The organism is Alienimonas chondri, assembly GCF_013036045.1.
GTDB lineage: Bacteria > Planctomycetota > Planctomycetia > Planctomycetales > Planctomycetaceae > Alienimonas > Alienimonas chondri.
The window spans coordinates 1-19,064 of record NZ_WTPX01000025.1; the positions used below are offsets into that span (position 1 = coordinate 1).

General features: G+C 68.2%; 15 protein-coding genes. 8 read left to right on the forward strand and 7 right to left on the reverse strand.

Features of this window, described 5'->3' with window-relative positions:
- Positions 1–20 precede the first annotated feature (20 nt).
- Together LzC2_RS05770 and cysS are read left to right on the forward strand one after the other, a co-directional pair.
- Positions 21–773 carry a hypothetical protein gene (locus LzC2_RS05770; protein WP_174977604.1) on the forward strand — a complete coding sequence of 251 codons (753 nt, stop codon included), beginning with the start codon at positions 21–23 and terminating at the stop codon, positions 771–773.
- Positions 774–823: 50 nt separating this feature from the next.
- Complete coding sequence (gene cysS, locus LzC2_RS05775; protein ID WP_171184713.1) at positions 824–2,335, forward strand: cysteine--tRNA ligase; 1,512 nt, start codon at positions 824–826, stop codon at positions 2,333–2,335.
- A gap of 35 nt (positions 2,336–2,370) precedes the next feature.
- Here the strand turns inward: cysS and LzC2_RS05780 are convergent, their stop codons facing one another.
- Positions 2,371–3,045 (reverse strand): Uma2 family endonuclease, encoded by a 675-nt coding sequence (locus LzC2_RS05780; RefSeq protein WP_171184715.1) that lies wholly within the window; start codon positions 3,043–3,045, stop codon positions 2,371–2,373.
- Between the two features lie 107 nt (positions 3,046–3,152).
- Here LzC2_RS05780 and LzC2_RS05785 point away from each other — a divergent pair, with 107 nt between their 5' ends.
- Complete coding sequence (locus tag LzC2_RS05785) at positions 3,153–4,169, forward strand: KpsF/GutQ family sugar-phosphate isomerase (protein ID WP_315854549.1); 1,017 nt, start codon at positions 3,153–3,155, stop codon at positions 4,167–4,169.
- A gap of 47 nt (positions 4,170–4,216) precedes the next feature.
- Positions 4,217–7,906, forward strand: coding sequence for a hypothetical protein (locus LzC2_RS05790; protein WP_171184717.1), 3,690 nt, complete (start codon positions 4,217–4,219; stop codon positions 7,904–7,906).
- Between the two features lie 96 nt (positions 7,907–8,002).
- On the opposite strand, the gene LzC2_RS05795 is transcribed toward LzC2_RS05790, so the two are convergent.
- Positions 8,003–9,400, reverse strand: coding sequence for an outer membrane protein assembly factor BamB family protein (locus LzC2_RS05795; RefSeq protein WP_171184719.1), 1,398 nt, complete (start codon positions 9,398–9,400; stop codon positions 8,003–8,005).
- A gap of 127 nt (positions 9,401–9,527) precedes the next feature.
- Here LzC2_RS05795 and LzC2_RS05800 point away from each other — a divergent pair, with 127 nt between their 5' ends.
- The 3 genes from LzC2_RS05800 (at position 9,528) to LzC2_RS05810 (ending at position 12,395) form a co-directional block, all read left to right on the forward strand.
- A complete protein-coding gene (locus LzC2_RS05800) occupies positions 9,528–9,908 on the forward strand; it encodes a hypothetical protein (protein ID WP_171184721.1) in 381 nt (126 codons plus the stop codon).
- A 151-nt stretch (positions 9,909–10,059) separates the two neighbouring features.
- Complete coding sequence (locus tag LzC2_RS22775) at positions 10,060–11,196, forward strand: VWA domain-containing protein (RefSeq protein ID WP_171184722.1); 1,137 nt, start codon at positions 10,060–10,062, stop codon at positions 11,194–11,196.
- A 26-nt stretch (positions 11,197–11,222) separates the two neighbouring features.
- Positions 11,223–12,395: a leucine-rich repeat domain-containing protein gene (locus LzC2_RS05810; protein WP_171184724.1), complete on the forward strand. Its 1,173-nt coding sequence runs from the start codon at positions 11,223–11,225 to the stop codon at positions 12,393–12,395.
- A gap of 28 nt (positions 12,396–12,423) precedes the next feature.
- Here the strand turns inward: LzC2_RS05810 and LzC2_RS05815 are convergent, their stop codons facing one another.
- Positions 12,424–13,068 carry a hypothetical protein gene (locus LzC2_RS05815; protein ID WP_171184726.1) on the reverse strand — a complete coding sequence of 215 codons (645 nt, stop codon included), beginning with the start codon at positions 13,066–13,068 and terminating at the stop codon, positions 12,424–12,426.
- Between the two features lie 190 nt (positions 13,069–13,258).
- Between LzC2_RS05815 and LzC2_RS05820 the strand changes: the two genes are divergently transcribed.
- Positions 13,259–14,428: a leucine-rich repeat domain-containing protein gene (locus tag LzC2_RS05820; protein WP_171184728.1), complete on the forward strand. Its 1,170-nt coding sequence runs from the start codon at positions 13,259–13,261 to the stop codon at positions 14,426–14,428.
- Between the two features lie 33 nt (positions 14,429–14,461).
- Here the strand turns inward: LzC2_RS05820 and LzC2_RS05825 are convergent, their stop codons facing one another.
- The 4 genes from LzC2_RS05825 to LzC2_RS05840 form a co-directional block, all read right to left on the reverse strand.
- On the reverse strand, positions 14,462–15,313 hold the full coding sequence (locus LzC2_RS05825) for an aldo/keto reductase (RefSeq protein WP_171184730.1): 852 nt from the start codon (positions 15,311–15,313) through the stop codon (positions 14,462–14,464).
- An 80-nt stretch (positions 15,314–15,393) separates the two neighbouring features.
- Positions 15,394–15,726 (reverse strand): HEAT repeat domain-containing protein, encoded by a 333-nt coding sequence (locus tag LzC2_RS05830; RefSeq protein ID WP_171184732.1) that lies wholly within the window; start codon positions 15,724–15,726, stop codon positions 15,394–15,396.
- A 158-nt stretch (positions 15,727–15,884) separates the two neighbouring features.
- Positions 15,885–16,442, reverse strand: coding sequence for a fasciclin domain-containing protein (locus LzC2_RS05835; RefSeq protein ID WP_171184734.1), 558 nt, complete (start codon positions 16,440–16,442; stop codon positions 15,885–15,887).
- Between the two features lie 170 nt (positions 16,443–16,612).
- Positions 16,613–19,003 carry a c-type cytochrome domain-containing protein gene (locus LzC2_RS05840; RefSeq protein WP_171184736.1) on the reverse strand — a complete coding sequence of 797 codons (2,391 nt, stop codon included), beginning with the start codon at positions 19,001–19,003 and terminating at the stop codon, positions 16,613–16,615.
- Between the last annotated feature and the right edge of the window lie 61 nt (positions 19,004–19,064).

Consider the following 19,064-nt stretch of genomic DNA (forward strand, 5'->3'; position numbering starts at 1 on the left):
GTATAGATCGCCGCCGCCCGATGACCGCCGACACGCCCTCCCCCGCCGATCAGTCCGCTCCGCCCCGGCGCGTGCCGTGGCCGGCGGCGGCGATCTATACGGCGTTTCTCGCCGTGCTCGTGCCGGTGTATTGGCATTATTATGGGCCGACGAACTTCCTCTACTTCTGCGACCTGGCGCTGTTTCTAGCGCTGATCTCCGTCTGGACGCAGCGGTCGCTGTGGGCGAGCGCCGCGGCGGTGGGCATCCTGATTCCGCAGGCGGTCTGGGTGGCGGACTTCTTCGTGACGATGGCCGGCGGAGAGTTGCTCGGCATGACGGACTATATGTTCGACTTCGACAACCGCGAGGAACTGTTCCTGCGGGGGCTGAGCTTCTTCCACTTCTGGCTGCCCTTCCTGCTGGGCTATATCGTGTGGAAACTCGGCTACGACCGGCGGGGGCTGGTCGTGTGGACCGTGATCGCTTGGGCGGCGATGCTGATCGGCTACTTCCTGCTGCCCGGGCCCGGTGAGGCGCCCGACCGGTTCACGCCGCAGAACGTGAACTACGTGTTCGGCACCTCGGAGAAGGAACCGCAGACGATGGTTCCCCCGCTGGTCTGGTTCGGCGGGCTGCTGATCGGCCTGCCGGCGCTGGTGTTCGTGCCCACCCACTTCGCCCTGCGGGCGCTGTGCGTCGACGCCACGCCGGGAGCGGCCCCGCGGCGAGTTCCCCTCGCCGCCGACGACGAGCCGGCAAGCGACGTTTCCGGTCGGGAGCGGTCGGCTTAGACTGCCGCGCTCACCTCGCCGCCGACGGACCGCCCCCGCTTCCCCACGTCATGACGACCGCCGCCCCCTCGATCCAGTTCTATAACTCACTGAGCCACGGCCTGGAGCCGTTCGCCCTGCCGGCGGATCGCCCGGTCACGATTTATAGCTGCGGGCCGACCGTCTACGACTACGCCCACATCGGCAACTTCCGGTCGTTCCTGTTCGCGGACCTGATCCGCCGGTTCCTCGAAGCGACCGGCGCCGAGGTGCGACACGTGATGAACATCACGGACGTGGGTCATATGACCGAGGACACCGGCGAGGACAAAATGGCCCAGGCCGCCAAAAAACTGGCGGAGAAAAAGAAGGCTGACAAAAAATCCGGCACCGTCGAAGAGGGCCAGGTCGAAGACCCGTCCGACCCGTATCAGATCGCCCGGTTCTACGAAGACGCCTTCCTGCAGGACGCGCTGACCCTCGGCATGCGGCTGGCGAACGAGCCGGAGAACATCCCCCGCGCGACGGAGAACGTCGAGGGGATGCTCGCCATGATTCACGAACTGCTCGCGTCCGGCCACGCTTATAAAAGCGAGGGCGGGGTAATCTATTACAGCGTCGAAAGCTTCCCGGAATACGGCAAGCTCAGCGGCAATACGCTCGATCAGCTCGTCGCCGGCCAGGGCGGGCGGGTCTCCGAAGACGAGATCGCCGGCAAACGGCACCCGGCCGACTTCTTATTATGGAAGCCCGACACCTCCCACATCATGAAGTGGGATTCCGACTTGGGCACCGGCTACCCCGGCTGGCATATCGAATGTTCGGTGATGGCCCGTCGATTGTTGGGCGACACGATCGACATCCACACCGGCGGCGAAGACCTGATCTTCCCGCACCACGAATGCGAGATCGCCCAAACCCGCGGCGCCACGGGGGAGGATCGCTTCGCCAGCTTCTGGATGCACGCCCGCTTCCTGATGGTCGAGGGGGCGAAGATGAGCAAGTCGAAGGGCAACTTCTATACGGTTCGCGACGTGCTCGGCGGGAAGGTCACCGGCCGCGACGTGCACCCCGGCGTGCTCCGGTATGAACTGACGAAGAGCCACTACCGGGCCAATATGAACTTCACCGTGAAGGGCTTGCAGGACAGCGCCGCGGCGGTCCGCAAGCTGATCGAGTTCAAAGCCAGGTTGAAGGCCGAAGCCGGCGACGCGACCGCCGAGGTCGACAATAGCCACCCCGCCGTCAGCGGCTTCCTCGCGGCGCTGGGCGACGACCTCAACATGAGCGGCGCCCTGGGCGTGCTGTTCCCTTGGGTCGGCGGTTCGCACCCGGACCCCGCGGAGAGCCTGGCGGCGTTCGAGATCATCGACTCCGTCCTCTGCACCGACCCGTCCGCCGACCCGGCGGATGGCGAATCGACCGGCGGCTTCGACCCGACGGCGCTGTGCAAACAGATCGACGAGGCCCGCGCCGCCAAGGACTGGCCCGCCGCCGACGCCGCCCGCGACGAACTCAAAGCCGCCGGCTACGAAGTCCGCAACGACCCCAGCGGCACCGTCGCGGTGAAGGAACTGGCCTGAGCGGGGGGGGCTCCTGTCACGAGGCCGCCCGCGGCTCAGCTGAGGTCCGCAGCGGCGAACAGTTCGTTCAACTCGATGCGGAAGCCGGGCAGAACCGGGTCGCCGACGAGAGCGTCGCCGGGGCCGAGCGGGCGGTCGTCGTCCGGGCCGGCCCAGATGACGGCGGTGCGGGCCTCGGGGTCGACCTCCCAGACCCGCACCACGCCCGCGGCGAAGTAGATGGACCGTTTTCGCTCCATCTCCCGGCGGGTGTTGCCGGGCGAGAGCACCTCGACGACTAGCGCCGGCGGCACGTCGGAATAGCCCTGCCGCCGGAGTCCGTCCGGCCGGGCGGCCCGCGGGGTGAAGGAGGCGTCCGGCGCCCGCAATCCGTCAATGAAGTGGAAGAACCCGTCCGCCGGGTGAACCCAGCCGAGCTTGCCGGGTTCGACAAAGTTGCCCAACAGCCGGACGAACTCGCCGCCGAGCCAAGACGAAAGGTCGCTCACGGCTTTCTCGATCAGGGTTCCGTCGATTAACTCGAACACGCCGACGCCGCGGGCGTTGATGCGGGCGTGGTCCTCCTCGGTCGCCGTGCCGGGGGCGGGGTCGCGGACGACCCGCGAGCCGGGAATGGGGCCGAAGCGATCCAGCAGGTCGGCCAGCGTTAGCCCCGGCGACGAAGCCGGGGCACGGGGCGCTTGGATGGGCGAATCGATCACGGCGGACATGAATTGAGTTTACCACGGCGGCCGCCCCGCGCGACTCGCTCTTCACCCCGGCCCCGCGGTCGCACTATAACGGTGGGGTTCCCCGCTCCGCTTGGAGATCCCGCCCCGTGGGTCTGCCCGCCGTTCAAGCCGATGTTGCTCAGGACCTCGTTCCCTTCGACCGATTCGCCGCGGCGAATCGGGCCGCGGAGGTGCTGCGCGCGGAGGCCGACGCACTGTTCGCTCTGGCCAAGGCGCCGCCGGCGGGGCTGATGGAGGCGGCGGATCTGATCGAATCCCGCGGCGGGGGCGTGGTCGTCACGGGGATGGGCAAGGCGGGGTTGGTCGGACGCAAGATCGCCGCGACGCTGGCGAGCCTCGGCACGCCGGCCTGCGTGCTGCACCCGGGCGAAGCGGTGCACGGGGATCTCGGCATGGTTCGCGACGATGCGACCGTCCTCGCCCTGTCGCACAGCGGGGAGACGGCGGAGGTCACCCAGATTCTCGCCTCGCTGAGCCGCCGCGGCGTGCCGGTGGTCGCGGTCACGGCCAAGGAAACCAGCACGCTGGGCCGGGCGGCGGCGGTGGTCGTGGCGATGGGCAAGCTGCGGGAAGCGGACGCCCATAACCTCGCCCCCACGGTCAGCACCTGTGCGATGATGGCGCTGGGCGACGCCCTCGCCGTGCTGCTGAGCGAACGCGCCGGCTTCACCCCGGACCGCTTCGCCGCCTTCCACCCGGCCGGCTCGCTGGGTCGCAAACTGGCCCGGGTCGATGAGGTGATGCGCACCGGCGACGCGTTGCGGGTGTTCACGGACGATCAACCGGTGCGTAAGGTGCTGGAGACGTCGCAGGGCGAACGCCGCACCGGCGCCGTGATGCTGACCGACCCCGCCGGCCGGCTGACCGGCCTGTTCACCGACAGCGATCTCGCCCGACTGCTGGCCCGGCGGGGGGAACACGAACTCGACCGTCCCATCCGCGCCGTGATGACCCGCGAGCCGATCACCGTCTCGCCGGACGGCTCCGTCGGGGAGGCCGTCAGCCTGTTGAAACGTCGGAAGCTCAGCGAGTTGCCGGTCGTCGACGCCGCCGGGCGCCCGATCGGGCTGGTGGACATCACCGACTTGATCGGCTTGGTTTGAACCGCTTGGTTTGAACCGGGACCGATCCGCTTCTCACAAACGCCGCCGTGTCGAATCCCGATTCCCGCCGCACCGCTCCCGGCCCCGGCGCTCCGGCGATCGGACCGCGGTACGGGCCGACGTCCGTCACCCGTCGGGCGGCGCTGACGACCGGCGCCGCGGCGGGGCTGACGGGGCTGTATCTGGCGTATGCGGCGACGGTCACGCCGCTGCTCGAATCCGCCCGGATGAAGGCGGACACCGAAGCCGAGGGCCGCGAGAAGGGGATCCTCGCTCCGAAGTCCAACAAGGAACTCGCCCAACGCTACCTGCCGCATGCGCCGTTCGCCGAGGAGGCGAAATATCAGATCGGCTCCGGCAACAGCATGATGTATTGGAACGAGTGGGAGATCGTGGAGCGGGGCGAGAAGAGCGCCTTGCAGGTCTCCCCGTTCGCGATGGTCGTCGTGGACGACGCCGGCCTCGATCCCGAAACCGGCGGCAAGCCGCCCACGACCGTCACGGCGGGCAAAGCCCTGCTGCGGTTTGAATCGAACATCTCCGAGGAGATGGTCTCCAGCCCCGGACGGGTCGTCAACGGCGTCTTTCAAGGTGCCGTGCGGGTCGACGGCGAAGGCGGGTTGCAGATCGTCGGCTCCAATTTTCAATACTGGGAGGGCGACCCGACGAACAAGTTCTCCATTCTGTTAAGCGACTATCCCGTCGACTTCCGCCACGGCGGCTCGAACCATATCGACGGCGACGGGGAGCGGATCGCCCGCGGGCATGAGGGCCACGGCAAGGGCGTGGAGGTGAAGCTGTTCCGCACCCGCACCCCCGGGTCCTACGACAACATCGCCGCCGACGGCCTCGCCGAGGTCGCCGTGCGCGGTCCGGTCGCGCTCACCCTGCAAAGCGGCAGCGGCCTGCCCGGTCTCGATGCCGCCGGCGGCCCGCTGGCCGACGCCGACGCCGAAGCGGTCGAGGACGTGAATCAGGACGAACCGCGTCAGCCGGTACACATCACCGCGACCGGGCGGCTGGTGTTCGATCCGCACGCCAACACGGCTCTGTTCACCGCGATCGAACCGGAGGGCGTCCGCGCCTGGCGGGACCAACCGGCCGGCACCGTGCCGCCCTCGCCGGATCGGGCGGGACCGGACGAGCTGATCGCCGACGACCTGCTGGTCATGTTCTCCCCCGCGACGCCGGAAGCTCGCGAGGAAGCCGCGGCGATGCGGGCCGCCCGCGAGAACCGCAACTGGGACGACCGGGGGTTCTACGCCGCCGACGACGATCTCGAAGCGACCGCCGTCATCGCCAACGGCGCCCCGGTCCGGGTGAACTCGCCGGCCCGGCAGGTTCAGACGACCTCCGCCCGCTTGGAACACGACGTTCGCAAGGACGTCCTCACCCTGATCGGCCGCACCGACGGCGACCGCCCGCAACCGGCCACCGGCGTGCAGCCCGCGGTGTTCCGACAGGCGGCCCGACTCCGCCCGGAACTGGGCGACGTCGTGCGGGTGATGCTGCCGGACTCCGTCATCGATTGTCCGCGACTCGTGGTGATGCCGCCGGAGATCCCGGCGGGCGTCGACCCGAAATCCGTCGACGCCCCCCGGCGGATCAATGCGCTCGGCCCCGGGACGCTGCGGCGGACGGACCCGGAAACCGGCGAACCCGCTGCGCTGGTCAAATGGCCGGGCACGCTCACAACCCAGCGCGACGCCGGGAACGGGCGGGACGTCGTCATTCTCACCGGCCCGAAGCGGCCCCAGCGGGATGCGAACGGGCACACGGCGCTGGCCGATCAGGTGATCGTGCAGACCTTCGCGGAAGGCTCCGACCTCGCGGCGGATCACATCGTCCTGGAGTTGGAGAAGAACCCGGACGCCGACAATCAGCCGCCGTCCGACGCGAACGGCAGCGCCCCGCCGGAGAACGACGGCGCCCTGGCCGGAGCGGACCCGATGGGCGGGAAGATGCGACCGGCGAAGGCGATCGCGACCGGCTCCGTCCGCATGAAGGGGCCGGAGCTGCTCGCCGGGGCGAAGAGCGTGCATGTCGACTTCGTCGATCCCCCGCCCCTGCCCCCCAAACCGCCGGGCGACGCGGTCGCCGACGCCGGCGGAGCGGGCGGACCGGGCGCCGCCACGCCCGCGGAACCGACGCCGGAGCCGGAGAAGGAAGAGCCGAAGCAACCCGGCCCGCTCTCCAAGTTCTACGCGGACGACATCGTCGCCACGCTGGTCCGGGCCCGGACCGACGAACGGGGCGTCGAGGTGCAGGAAGGCTACGTCTCCCACGGCGTCGCCACCGGTCAGGTCGGCCTCTTCCAGGACGCGGCCCCGCCGACCGAACCCGGCGGGAAGGGACGCGATCGGCGCTATGCCAAAGCTTCCAGAATGGTCGTCACCGGCGCCGGCCCCGGCGAGCAATTGCTGACGATGTTCGGCAAGGAAGCGACCGAGGACTCCCCCGCGATCCCCGCGGAACTCGAGGGCAGCGGCTCCGACCTCACCGGGCCGGAGATCCGCTTCGATCCCCAGAAGAACACCGCCGTCGTCGTCGGCGCCGGCTGGCTCAACCTGCCCGTCAAAGGCGGGGGCATGCCGGGGTTCGCCGGCGCCTCCGAACCGGACCCGGCCGCACAGCTCTCCGCGGACGAGGAGGACCCGGACCTCCCCTCCCGCAAATCGGTGCGGGTGGACTGGCGCGAATCGATGACGTTCGACGGCAGCGTTGCGACGTTCTACGGCGGCGCCCGCACCTTGTTCCACGGCATCGAGGGCGAGGTCGGTTCGCCGCAATATACGGAGGACACCGTCAGCCTGTATTGCAAATTGATGACCGTCACCCTCACGGAGAAGGTCGTCTTCGGCTCCTCCCTGCCCGGCGCCGAGCGGTCTCCCAGCGAACGGGGGCCGGGGGATAAGAAGGCGAACGAAGCCGAGATCAAACTCATCACCTGCCACGGCCGGGTGAACGTCCGCGGTCGGCAGGACGCCCCGGACCCGCGTCAGGCCAATCCCAAGGAACGACTGGTCCCGCGCGAGGCCCAGCGGGTCGAGGCCTCCTTCGCCCAGTTGGAAGTGCTGTGGAAGACCGGCGACTTCACCGCCCAGGGCGAGGGCGATATGAAGGTCTGGCGCCGCGACGACAAGACCGCCCCCGCCCCCGCCGGGAACGCCACGGTCCGGCCGAACGCCGGTCGCCAGCGGAGCATCGCCCTCCCCTGCGAATTAATTCACGTCGTCTTCAAGCGGGACGTCCGCGGCAACCTGAACGGCCCGGATGCGATCTTCCACCCGAATGCCGACGGCGACGTGGAAGTGACCCACGGCCCCGTGCGGGACTTCGGCGTGCCGCTGCTGACCGGCCCGGCGGTCTCCCTGCCGGCGGGCGCTTCGCGGATGAAGTCGCGTCGACTCGAACTGCGACACGTCGCCGCCGCCAATGCGGACGAACCCAAGACCCGCGAGCTGTTCGCCAGCGTCAACGTGGAGATCGAGGGCCACGGCGAATCCAACGACGGCAAGCCCGGCGCCTGGTACTGGGCCAACGCCCCGCAGGCGACGTACAACGAAGCGAAGGACCGTTTGCAGCTCAACGGCAACGCCGACGGCCTCGTGCAGTTGTATCGCGCCGCCACCGAAACCGGCCCGCGGACCCTCGCGACCAGCCGTACGATCGTCTACTTCCCCGAGACGAATAAAGTCGACGTGAAGGGCGTCCAGGATCTCGACGGCTTGCCGTGACGGGCGGAGAGATCAAGCAGGGGACGGACGGTTTCTCCCCCTCCCTTGAGGGAGGGGGAAAACAGGAATGAGTCGCCGCCCCGCCCCGCCCCGCCTCTACTCCGATAAATCGGCTCGCACCAGCTCGTTGTCGTTCCGCCAGAACACGCTCTTCATCGCGTAGGCCGGCTGGACCCAGACGACCCGGCGGCCGCCGGCGATCTGGGTGGGCTTCAATAACGTCTTAGAGCCGGAGATCGTCGCGCCCTCGGGGGAGAGCGTGCCGCTTTGCAGTTCGCCGGTCTCCACGGCGAAGTAGGCGGCGTTCGTGTCGCGGATCGGGGTCGTGAAGATCGTGCCCCAATTCATGCGGCTGTCGAAGAATTCCCGGTCTTGGGCGAGGCGGTCGCCGGACCGCATGTCCGCGACGATATAGACGCCGCTTTTATCGGGGCTGAAGATCGCCCCGTTCTCGCCCATGCCGGGGGCGACGACCGGCGTGTTCATGACGCCGTTCATCCCCGTGCGGGCGTCGCCGCGCCAGAGGATCTGCGGCTCGTCCGTCGGGTCGACGGCGAGCTTGACCATCGCGCACTGCGAGGAGTCCTCGGCCATGCAGAACAGCAGGCGGTCGTCCCCGTCCTCGACCAGCACCGGGTGCGCGATCGACATATTATATTGCGGGGCCAATCCCACGCTCCAATGCACCTCGCCGGTGGCCGGGTCGACGGCGTTGAGGCTCTCCGCGGTCCACGCGGCGAGGAACTCCTTGCCGTTCACCTCATACAGCGCCGGCGGAGCGTAGCCGACTTCATCCTCCGCCCGGCAGGCCTTCCACTTCAGTTCGCCGGACGTTTTGTTCACGCACAGCAGCGCCCCGTCCGTCGGACCGGCGATCACGTACAGGTTCTCGCCGTCGATCAGCGGGTGCGAGGCGAAGCCCCAGATCGGGACCGTCGAACCGAACTTCTCGACGACGTTATAGCCCCACACCTTCGCTCCGGTCCGAGCGTCCAGACAAACCAAATCGCCCATCGCCCCGAGGAAATACACCCGTCCGCCGGGGCCGCCGAGACCGCCGGGTTCGATCTCCACCGTCGGCGTGACCCGCGGGCCGGCGGGGTATTGAATGCGATAGGTGACCTGCGGGGCGTACTCCCACACGGCGTCGCCGGTTTTCGCATCGAGGCACAGCACCCGTTCCTTGCCGGAAAGGTCGGGGTTGGAGAACTGGTTGTCGGGGAAGGCGTCGGGGTCGTCGATCACCCAGTCTGCGACGAACACCCGTCCGCCGGCGACCGCCGGGCCGGCGTAGCCGCCGCCGATCTTCACCCGCCACAGCTCCTTCGGCGGCGTCTTCGAGAAGTCCGTCGTCACGCCCGTTTCCCGATAGACGCCGTCCCGCTGCGGGCCGAGCCACTGCGGCCAGTCGTCGGCGGAGGCGACCGCGGCGCTCGCCAGACACAGGACGATCGCCGACGGGGCGAACGTCGGCAGGGAGAAGGGCGAACGCACGGCGGCCTCGGGGAATGTGGTTTGAACGGGCCTCGCATCATGCGGCGCGGGTCGACGGGGGCAACTGAATCGCCGCGGGCGTGCGCATGTCTGTCCGCCCGCTGCGGCGCTCCTACAATGCAGACCGATGCCCAAAGCCGCCCCCGACGATTCGCCGACCTCTGCCGACGCGGCGACTCCGCCCGGTCCTCCCGTCACCGCGCCGAACAAACGGGTCATCGTCCGCGGCCTGATGATCGGCGGGGCGTTGGGCGGCGCCTTCGGGGCGATGAACCTCGCGGCTGGCGATGCGGGGGTGAACACCGGCGTGAACATTGAACGCCCCGCTCCCGGCGAACCGGAACGGCCCGGCGCCGAGAACTGGCACGCCCAGGCCGCTCGCTACACCGGCTGGTGCGTCTTCGGCGGGGCGCTGCTGGGCGGTCTGTCCGGCGCCGCCGCTCTCGCCCGCGATTCGCTCCGCGGCGGAGCGGAGCGTCCGCCGGCCGGCTACGACGACGGGAGATGACGATCGCCGCTCTCGCCCCGCCAACCCGACGCGTCCGCCCGCTTCACCAACCCGAAGCGTCAGCGAGGGCGGACCAGAGGGCGAACCTCAATTCCCTCGCTGACGCTTCGGGCTAGTTCTGCCTCACTCCGCCCCGCTCCTGCATAACGCCGTGCCGAACTACGAATATCGCCCGTTCGACGGGTCCGAAGAGTTCACCCCGCAATCCGCGGATGCGGTCTTCGATCAGCTGTCGGAGTACCTCACCGACTTCGGCGAGGACGTGCTGGACAACCTCGAACGTTGGGAGGAGGAGAACCCGGATCTCGTCGACGCCCTCGTCAAACGCGGCCTGGTCGAGAAAGACGGCGAGGGCAAATATCGCGTCACTCCCAAGGGCATCAAACGGGTCGAGTCTAAAGCGTTGGAGGCGCTGTTCGACGCCCGCGGGAAGGACAAGCTGGGCAAACACGAGACCCGCCACCGCGGCGCCGGGCAGACGGTGCATGAGGAGACGAAAGCCTACGAATACGGCGATCCCGTCTCGAATCTGAACCTGCACGAGACGATGAAGAACGCGATGGTCCGCACCGGCGGCGGCACGCCGGTGGAGATCGCGGAGGGGGACTTCGTCGTCCACGACAGCGAATATCAAACCGCCTGCGCCACCGTCGTGCTGCTCGATATGAGCGGCTCGATGAGCCGCTACGGCAAGTACGGCCAGGCCAAGAAGGTCGCGATGGCGTTGCAGGGATTGGTGCGAGGCAAGTATCAGGGCGACTTCCTCAAGACCGTCGGCTTCTACACCTACGCCAGCCCGCTGAGCGAGAAGGAACTGCTCTATAGCGCGCCCAAGCAGGTCAGCATCTACGATCCGCAGGTGCGACTGACGATCCCGTTGGATCGCCCGCCCGGCTTCGTGCCGGAGCACTTCACGAATATCCATGCCGGCTTGCAGTTCGCCCGCCGTATCTTGAAGAAACAGCCCGCGGCGAACCGCCAGATCATCGTCATCACCGACGGCGAGCCGACCGCGCACATCGAGGATCGCAGCATCAAGCTGATCTATCCCCCCAGCCCCCGCAGCGCCGCGGCGACGCTGAAGGAGGCCAAGCGTTGCGCGAACGAGGGCATTCATATCTCCTCGTTCGCCCTGGTCGAGGATTACTTCTATCTCGGCCTGGTGAACTTCGTGCAGAAGATGGCCCAGGTCACCGGCGGCGTCGCGGCGTACTGCAACGCGGACGACCTCGGCAACATGGTCGTCGAAAGCTTCCAACAGGGCCGCAAGAAAAAGCGGGCGATGTGAGGCGCCGGCGGCGTATGGTGGGCGCCGTGTTCCGCGCCCTCGCCCTCCGCTTCCGCCGCGTCCCGAGCGATCCGCCGCCCCCGCCGTGGCGCCGGCGGTTCGTGCTGTTTCTGAAGCGTTGGAAACGGACGATCGCGTTCGCCGGACTGGTCACGGCGTTGCTGGGCTGGGCCGCGTGGCCGCATCTGTCCGCTCAGATCGCCGGCCTGCTGGCGGAGCGGCGGGGGCACGACGTGGAATGGGACCACTATCTCTCCGAAGAGATTCGCTGGTGGGCGCCGTTATCGACGGACGCCGCCGTGTGGAAGACGCCGGTCTGCGTTTTTATCAACTATGACGTGGACGACGGGGACGTGGATGAGGACGGTCGGCGGGATCATCCCGAAACGTTCTCCGACGCCCTCGATCGCGTCGAGAACATGCCGAGCGTGAACGATCTGAGAGTTTACGGCTGCGCCGTCAGCCTGACGGACGCAGAGCGGTTCTCAGCGATTCACGAAGCGGAGTTCTTATTGTTCTACCAGTGCGACTTCGCTCCGGGCGCCGTCACTGAGATCGCGAAACGAGGCGGGTACGGTTTCGTGGATCTGTCTCATTGCACGCTCCCGCCTGGCGAACTGGCTCAACTGGCGAAAAATCAAACGCTCTTTCAGCTGCGTGTCTCAGATATCGAGCGGGTCGGCGGGCAGTTCGCGGCGTTTGCCGATCACCCGAAACTGGTGGGCGTTCTAGCCGACCGGACGGACTTCAACGACGCCGACTTGCGCGCGGTCGTCCGCTGCGAGCAGATGTCCCGGCTTCACCTCGAGGAGACCGCCGTGACGGACGCCGGGTTCGCCGAACTCCCCGAACTGCCGTCTCTCACCATACTGAGATTGGCGAACACGCCCGTCACTGACGCGACCGTTCGCCGGCTCGCCGAACGTTGCCCGAACCTGTATTGGTTGGATCTCTCCGGCACACAGGTCACCGACGACGCCCTGCCGCACCTCGCCCGGCTCACGTCGCTTCAATACCTGAACCTCGCCGGGACGCGCGTCACGGCCGCGGCGGCGGACCCGGCGTTTGACTGGCCGGCGCTGGAGGATTTAAGTCTACCCGTCTCGCTCATTGAGGGAGACGCGACGGCGCTCGTCTGGGGACGGGAATCGAGGCGCCGCGGGGGACCGACCTTCCAGTTTGAAGACCCGCCGGAATAACGCTCCTGCCGCGACTCTGCCGAATCGCTCACGTATCCAACTGCACGTACAACGCCCGGCCGCGGGCGGCGATGTCGGCGACGGGGTTGTAGAGACCCAGGAAGAACTGCGTGGCGACGGATTCGTCGTCGTCGTCCATCGCCTTCGGGTTGAAGCCCGGCAGGGCCGCGGCGTGCGGCTCGACCGCCTTTAATTGCTCGTGTAGCGTGCGCGTCTCGGCGGGCGTCATCAGGTGGTAATAACGCTCCAATTGCGAGCGCTTCTCCGGCGGGCAGCGGAAGCCGGAGCAGCCGAACGTCTTCTCCTCCATCAACGGCGCCCCGTTCGCCGCGGCGAACTCGGCGCAGTCCCAATAAATGCTCTCGTAGTCCGTGCACTCGAAGTCCAGCCCGCACGCCTCGCCCGGCTCATGGGCAAAGGAGTGGACCAAGTTGTCCCAGACGTCCGCCTGCCCCTCGGTCAGGTCGCCGTACCAATCGGCCTTGGCGAGACGGGTTTTGACGAGATCGGCAAGCGGGGCGAGTTCCGTCGGCCAACCGACCTTCGCCGTGTCGTCTCGGTAATCTTCGCTCAATAAATGCTCTGCCAGCGCCCGGGCCTGGGCGTCGGTCGGCTCGGTGACGAGTTGCGTGAACGCGTCGCCGTCGAGCGAATAGATGAAGTAACCGGCCATCGGGTTCGATCCCTGCGGAGAGTGAGCGCATTGCAGCAGGCCGATGATCGTGACTTTCGCCGGAGCGGGCGACCAGCGAGCCCGTCGCCGAACCGTCGCCGAACGGGGACCAATCGGGCCGAGGATTGGATTCGAAAAAACCTCGGACTCGTGTGAACCGCGGGGCGTTCGGCGACGTATCGTCGTCGCCATGTACGATCTGCCCCCCGCCGACCGTTCCGAATCCCTGCTGACCCGCTACGGTCGTCCCGTGCGTTGGGCGGCGTCGCGGATTCCCACGCCGGGGCGGGTCGAGCGATGGGCGCGGCGCCATCCACGCGTCGCGACGTTCGGGTTGGGACTGTCGCTGACGTTGGGAGCGGCGACGTATCCGCACGCCTCGGCCGCCTGGAACGGGCATGTCGTTCGCTATCAGGGGCATCCGGTCCAGTTCGGTCAGTACCTGGATCGGGATCTCCGCCGCATCGCCCCGCTGCCGACGGACTCGCTGTTCTGGCTCACGCCGGTCGCGGCGACCTACCAGCGAGACGCCCCGCATTCCGGCACGGTGAACGAGTTCCTGGACCGGCTGGACGGCATGCCCCATGTCGCCCGCGTCGCGTTCAATCGGGCGACGCTCTCCGCGGAGCAGAGCGCCCGAGCCGCGGCCCGTCATCGCCACGCGACGCTCGATCTGCGACATTGCTCCATCGCGTGGGGCGGCCTCCGGCCCTTCACCTCCAAGACGAATTTGCATCGCGTTCGCCTCACGCACTGCTTGCTGCCGCCCGAGGAACTGGCGCCGCTGGCGGACGCCGCCGGACTGATCAGTCTCGATCTGAGCGGCAGCGTCGGGGTGAGCGGGGGACTCGCCGCGTTGGCCGGGCACCCGGCGCTGTCGGAGACGCGGGCCGCCGGCTCGGATCTGAACGACGCCAGCTTCGCCGCGCTCGTTCACTGTCCTTCGATCGCCTCCCTGCAACTGGATCGAACGAACGTCACCGACGAAGGCCTCGCGATGATGGACGGCGCCGCGACGGGGTTGATCAGTCTGTCGCTGGCCCACACGAACGTCAGCGATTGGGGCGTGGCGTCGATGGGTTCGCACCCGCAATTGTCCGCGCTGGATCTCTCCGGCACGAACGTGACCGACGCCGGCCTGTGGTCGCTGGTGCAGAACTGTCCGAACCTCGACGCCCTCACGCTCAGCGGCACCGCTGTCTCGGACGAAGGGCTGGCGGCGCTCGTCCATCTCCCGAAACTCTCGGCGCTGGATCTGTCCGAGACGAACGTGACCGACGCCGGCCTGGCCGAGGCCGCGGAACGACACGGCTGCACCGCGATCGCCGCATCGGGCGTCATCGAATGCACGGCCGGATAGGAGCCGCCCGCGGGAGCCGTCGGCATCGACGGTTTAGCCGGCGAAGGTGTCCGGGTTCGGACCGACGCGGCCGGGTTCGCCGCGGTCGAGGGCCGTCAGCGTCGCCATCTGGTCGTCGCTCAGCGCGAAGTCGAACACTTGCAGGTTCTCCCGCATCCGTCCGGCATCGGAGGACTTGGGGAAGATCACGTCCCCGCGCTGGATGTGCCAGCGGAGCACGACCTGGGCCGGCGTGCGATCGACGGCCGCGGCGACGGTCGTCACCGCCGGGTCCTCGATCAGATCGCCGGCGCGGGCCAGCGGGCTCCACGCCTCGATCAGCAGGCCGCGCTTGAGGTTGTCGATCCGCACCGCGTCGTTCGTGAAGTAGGGGTGGGCTTCGATCTGGTTCACCGCGGGTTGAACCTCGCTCCCCGCGGTCAGCTGATCCAAGTCCTGCGGGCGGAAGTTCGAGACCCCGATCGATTTCGCCCGGCCCTCCTTCTGGAACTCCTCCAGCGTCTTCCACGTCGAAACGAAATCGCCGTCGTACCGCGTCGGCAGCGGCCAATGAATGAGGAAGAGGTCGACGTAATCCGTTTGCAGATTCGCGAGGCTCTGATCAAACGCCCGGCGGGCGTCGTCCGGTTCGTGCGCGTCGTTGTTCAACTTGCTGGTGAGGAAGATCTCCTCGCGAGCCAGCCCGCTGCTGCGGATCGCGTCGCCCACGCCCCGCTCGTTGCCGTACATCTGAGCGGTGTCGATGTGGCGATAACCGGCCTCCAGCGCCTCGCCGACGATGCGGGCGGCGTCCGGTTGTTCGACCTGCCAGGTTCCGAATCCCAACTGCGGGATTGATCGACCGTCGTTGAGGGAGAGGGACGGGATCGTCGCGGGAGCGTTCATCTCGACGTTCGTTGAATCATGCGAGCCGGGAGACGCCTGCACGGCGACGGGGGTGCCCCGGGAGAGAAGCGGGCGGGCGCTCAGGTGTATTCGCCGCCGCCGATGGCCGTGAGGGCGGAACGGGCGGCGCCGGCGACCTCGGAATCGTCGTCGGCGCTGGCCCGCTCGAGGGCGACGTACGCCGCTTTCGCTTCGGATTGCAACGCGCCCAGCGCCTTCGCCACGGCGATGCGGACGTCTTTGGGACGCGATTCGTGCAGCGCCGCGGCGAGCGCCGGCACCTGCGGCCTCGCGGCGGACCCCAATTCGCCCAGCCGCTGTGCGGCGTCGATGGCTTGGGCGTCGTCCGTCAGCGCCTCGGCGAGCGCGTCCGGCGTGGCGTCCGGGTCGGAGACGGGAGTCGAGTCGGGCACGGCGGAGCGGGAGGGACGGTGAAGCGAATTCGGTCGTTCGATCGGCCTGGGCATTCTACCAAAGACCGCGGGGCCGGTTCCGCCCGCGAGGGGAGGAACCGGCCCCGCGGGGCGTCAGGTTCGTCAAAGCGTCCGCGAAGCGGACCGTTCAGGAGTGACTACTCTTCGGTCGCGTTGCGCTTGGTCATGGCCTTCGGGGGCATCAGAACGGTGTCGATCACGTGGATGACGCCGTTGGAGGCCTTCACGTCCGTGGCGGTCACCTTGGCCTTGTTGAGCATCACGGAACCGTCTTTGACCGTCACGCGAACCTTCTTGCCGTTCAGCGTTTCGACCCGCTTGCCGTCCAGCTTGACGACGTCCTCGGCCATCACCTTGCCTTTGACGACGTGGTAGAGCAGCACGGCCTTGAGCTTTTCCTTGTCCTTCAGCAGACCTTCGACCGCCCCCTCGGGCAGCTTGGCGAAGGCTTCGTCCGTCGGGGCGAAGATCGTCAGTTCGGCGTCCTTGGCGGTCAGGGCGTCGACGAGGCCGGCTTCGGTCGCCGCCGTCAGCAGGGTGTTGAAGCTGCCCGCGGCCTTGGCGGTCTCCACGATGTTTTTCGTGGCCGTCTCCTCGTGGTGATCGAGGGGGGCCGGGGCGGGAGCGGCGGCGGTCAGCAGGCCGATGCAGCCGAAGGCGGCAGCGGTGGAGAGAACGTTGGTGAGCGAACGCATGGGGGTCGATTCAGTGAGGGAGAGGAGTGGCCGGGGCCGACGTTCGCAAGCCGCGACGTTCGACCTCACACACTTCCTAGACCCCTGCGGTCAGCGGGCGAGGGGGTGATGAACGAAAAAACGTTCAAGGCGGTGCCGCCCCCACCCGCTGACGCGGGAATCGACCGGCGTTAGCTCTCGTCCGCGGGCTTCAGGCGCTCCGCCGCCAGCTTGAGACCGGCCAGACGAGCGGCGACGGCGTCGCGTTCGGCGGCGGGATCCGGCAAGGCGTCCGCTTCCTTCTTCTTCTCCTCCGCGGGACCGATCGCTTTCTCGGCAGCCTCGGCGGCCTTCTTAGCGGCGTCCAGATCCTTCGGCAGCTGCTTGACCGCAGCCTCCGCGACGGCAAGCTCCGCGGCGATTCGCTTCGATTCGGCTTCGGCCGCGTTCTGAGCGTCCTTTGCGATCTGCGCCTCTTTCGCGGCCTGCTGCGAGGCCTCCACGGCTTTCGCCGACTCTTCCATCGCCTTCGCCGCCGCCTGTTCGGCGGCCTTGAGGGCTTCGTCCGCCGCTTTTTTGGCGTCCTCAGCCGCCTTCTTCGCCTCGGCAAGCTCTTTCTGGGCAGCTTCCGCGGCCTGCTTGGCGGCGTCGGCCGCATCGCCCTCGGCGCTCTCGGCGGCCTTCGTCGCTTCCGCGGCTTGGCCCTCGGCGGTTTCGACCGCATCGGCGGCCTCCTTGGCGGCCTCGGTTTGTTGCGACCGGGCGCTCTCGACGGCCTTGGTCGCCTCAGCGGCGTTCGCCTCGGCCACCTTCGCGGCTTCGGCCGACTTCTTCGCGGCCTCGGCGGCCTGTTTGGCGGCCTGCTCCGCCTTGGACGTCGCTTGCTTGGCCTTCGAGGCGGCCTCGGCAAGTTCCTTCCGGGACTTCTCCGCGGCCTCTTTCTCCTTGGCGACCGCGGCGACGCGCTCGGCGGTCGCCTTCTTCGCTTCCTGAGCCTGCTGCACCGCGGCGGCGGCGTCCGCCCGGCGTTTGGCGACGCCCTCGGCGGCGGCGGTCAGCTCCTTCAATTTGGTTTCGGCGGCGGCAATCCGCTCCGGCATCGGCGGCGGAACCGGGGAGAACTCCGCGGCCAGTTCGCCGGTAGCGGGATCGAACGCGGCGACCTGACCGGTCCAGTCCCCGACGAAGACCCGCGGACTCCGCTTCCCGTCGGCGGCGGCGACGGCTTCATCGGCACAGGCGACGGACAGCGCGAAGTCCGGCCGCTTGGGGAAGTCTTTGAGCTGCTTACCGTCGATGCCCCATGTCGAGCTGCCGCCGTTGCGGCCGGCGACGGCGAAGGTGCCGTCCGCGGCGAACGCGACGGACTCCGCCCCGCTGACCCTCAAGTCCACTTTGCGGACCAGTGCCCCGTCCTCCGGGTTCCAGAGATGAACCGTGTCGTCCAGGCTGGAGGAGGCCAGCAGGTTTGAGTCGGCCCGCCAGCTGAGGCCCGTGATCGCGTCCCGATGGCCGCGGAGGTCGGCGTAAAGCAGACCGCTGGCGGCTTCCCACATGCTGAGGTTGCCGCCGCGGTCGCCGATCGCCAGCAGCACGCCGTCCGGGCTGAACGCGACCGCCGTCGCCCAGTCGGTGGGTTTCTCGATCATATAAACCATCTCGCCGGAGGCGACGGCGTAGACCTTCACCTTCTTGGAGGTGGTGCCGATCGCGACGAGCGATTGATCCGGGGAGATATCCGCGGCGAGCACGGCATCCGGCTCCTCGCCGATCTCCATCACGCGAGCGCCGGTGGTGACGTCCCAGACGACCGCCAACCCGCGATACGCCCCGCGACCGCCGCCGGCGATCAGCAGGCGACCGTTCGTGCTGAACTTCAACGACTGCGGCCGGCCTTCCGGGAAGGGCAGCACGCCCCAGGGCTGAAGCGAATCGGCGTGGAACAGCAGCACTTGGCCGTCGCCCCCGATCGCGATCAGCGGCGCCCACTGGCTGGCGGCCATCGCGACGACGGCGTCCGCACGATCGCCCACGCGGCCTTCGACGGGGATCGCCTCGACGGACAGCGGCTTCGGATCGGCGTCATAAGAGGCCGCGTCGTACGGGTTGGGCGGCATCGGCGGCGGGCCGTCGGGACGGCCGATCGGGGCGGCGCCCAGCGACAGATCCTCCTTCGGCTTCATCTTCACCTTGGAGCCGGCGTTCTCGCGGGCGCCGGTGTCGATCCATTTCTTCAGCGTCGCCAGATCCGCGTCGGCCATCTTCGCCCCGTTGGGCGGCATCACCGGCTCGGCCTCGTGGGCGGCGAGCATATAGAGGTAGCTGTACTCGCCGTCCCCGGGGCTGACGACCTCGCCGCTGCCGCCGCCCTGCATCAACGCGGCGAACTGGGACATATTCAAGCCGCCCTCCTGCTTGTCGGCGTTATGACAGCCCACGCACTTCGCCCGCAGAATGGGCAGCACGTGGTCGTCATAGGTCAGCGGCTTTTCCTCTTCGCCTTCTGCGCCGCACGCCGGCGACGTCCAGAGCGAGAGAGGGCAAACCAGCAGTACGGCGAGCGGGGCGAGGCGGAGCGACATGGGGCGAATCGTCGGGGACTCGGAAATCTGTTGGACAATCTCGGCGTCAACGGCATCTATG

What these genes read in the sequence shown, in the direction of transcription:
- LzC2_RS05770 (WP_174977604.1), top strand. Translation starts at nt 21, where the DNA reads ATGACCGCCGACACGCCCTCCCCCGCCGATCAGTCCGCTCCGCCCCGG.
- cysS (WP_171184713.1), top strand. Translation starts at nt 824, where the DNA reads ATGACGACCGCCGCCCCCTCGATCCAGTTCTATAACTCACTGAGCCAC.
- LzC2_RS05780 (WP_171184715.1), bottom strand. Translation starts at nt 3,045, where the DNA reads ATGTCCGCCGTGATCGATTCGCCCATCCAAGCGCCCCGTGCCCCGGCT.
- LzC2_RS05800 (WP_171184721.1), top strand. Translation starts at nt 9,528, where the DNA reads ATGCCCAAAGCCGCCCCCGACGATTCGCCGACCTCTGCCGACGCGGCG.
- LzC2_RS05815 (WP_171184726.1), bottom strand. Translation starts at nt 13,068, where the DNA reads ATGGCCGGTTACTTCATCTATTCGCTCGACGGCGACGCGTTCACGCAA.
- LzC2_RS05820 (WP_171184728.1), top strand. Translation starts at nt 13,259, where the DNA reads ATGTACGATCTGCCCCCCGCCGACCGTTCCGAATCCCTGCTGACCCGC.
- LzC2_RS05825 (WP_171184730.1), bottom strand. Translation starts at nt 15,313, where the DNA reads ATGAACGCTCCCGCGACGATCCCGTCCCTCTCCCTCAACGACGGTCGA.
- LzC2_RS05835 (WP_171184734.1), bottom strand. Translation starts at nt 16,442, where the DNA reads ATGCGTTCGCTCACCAACGTTCTCTCCACCGCTGCCGCCTTCGGCTGC.
- LzC2_RS05840 (WP_171184736.1), bottom strand. Translation starts at nt 19,003, where the DNA reads ATGTCGCTCCGCCTCGCCCCGCTCGCCGTACTGCTGGTTTGCCCTCTC.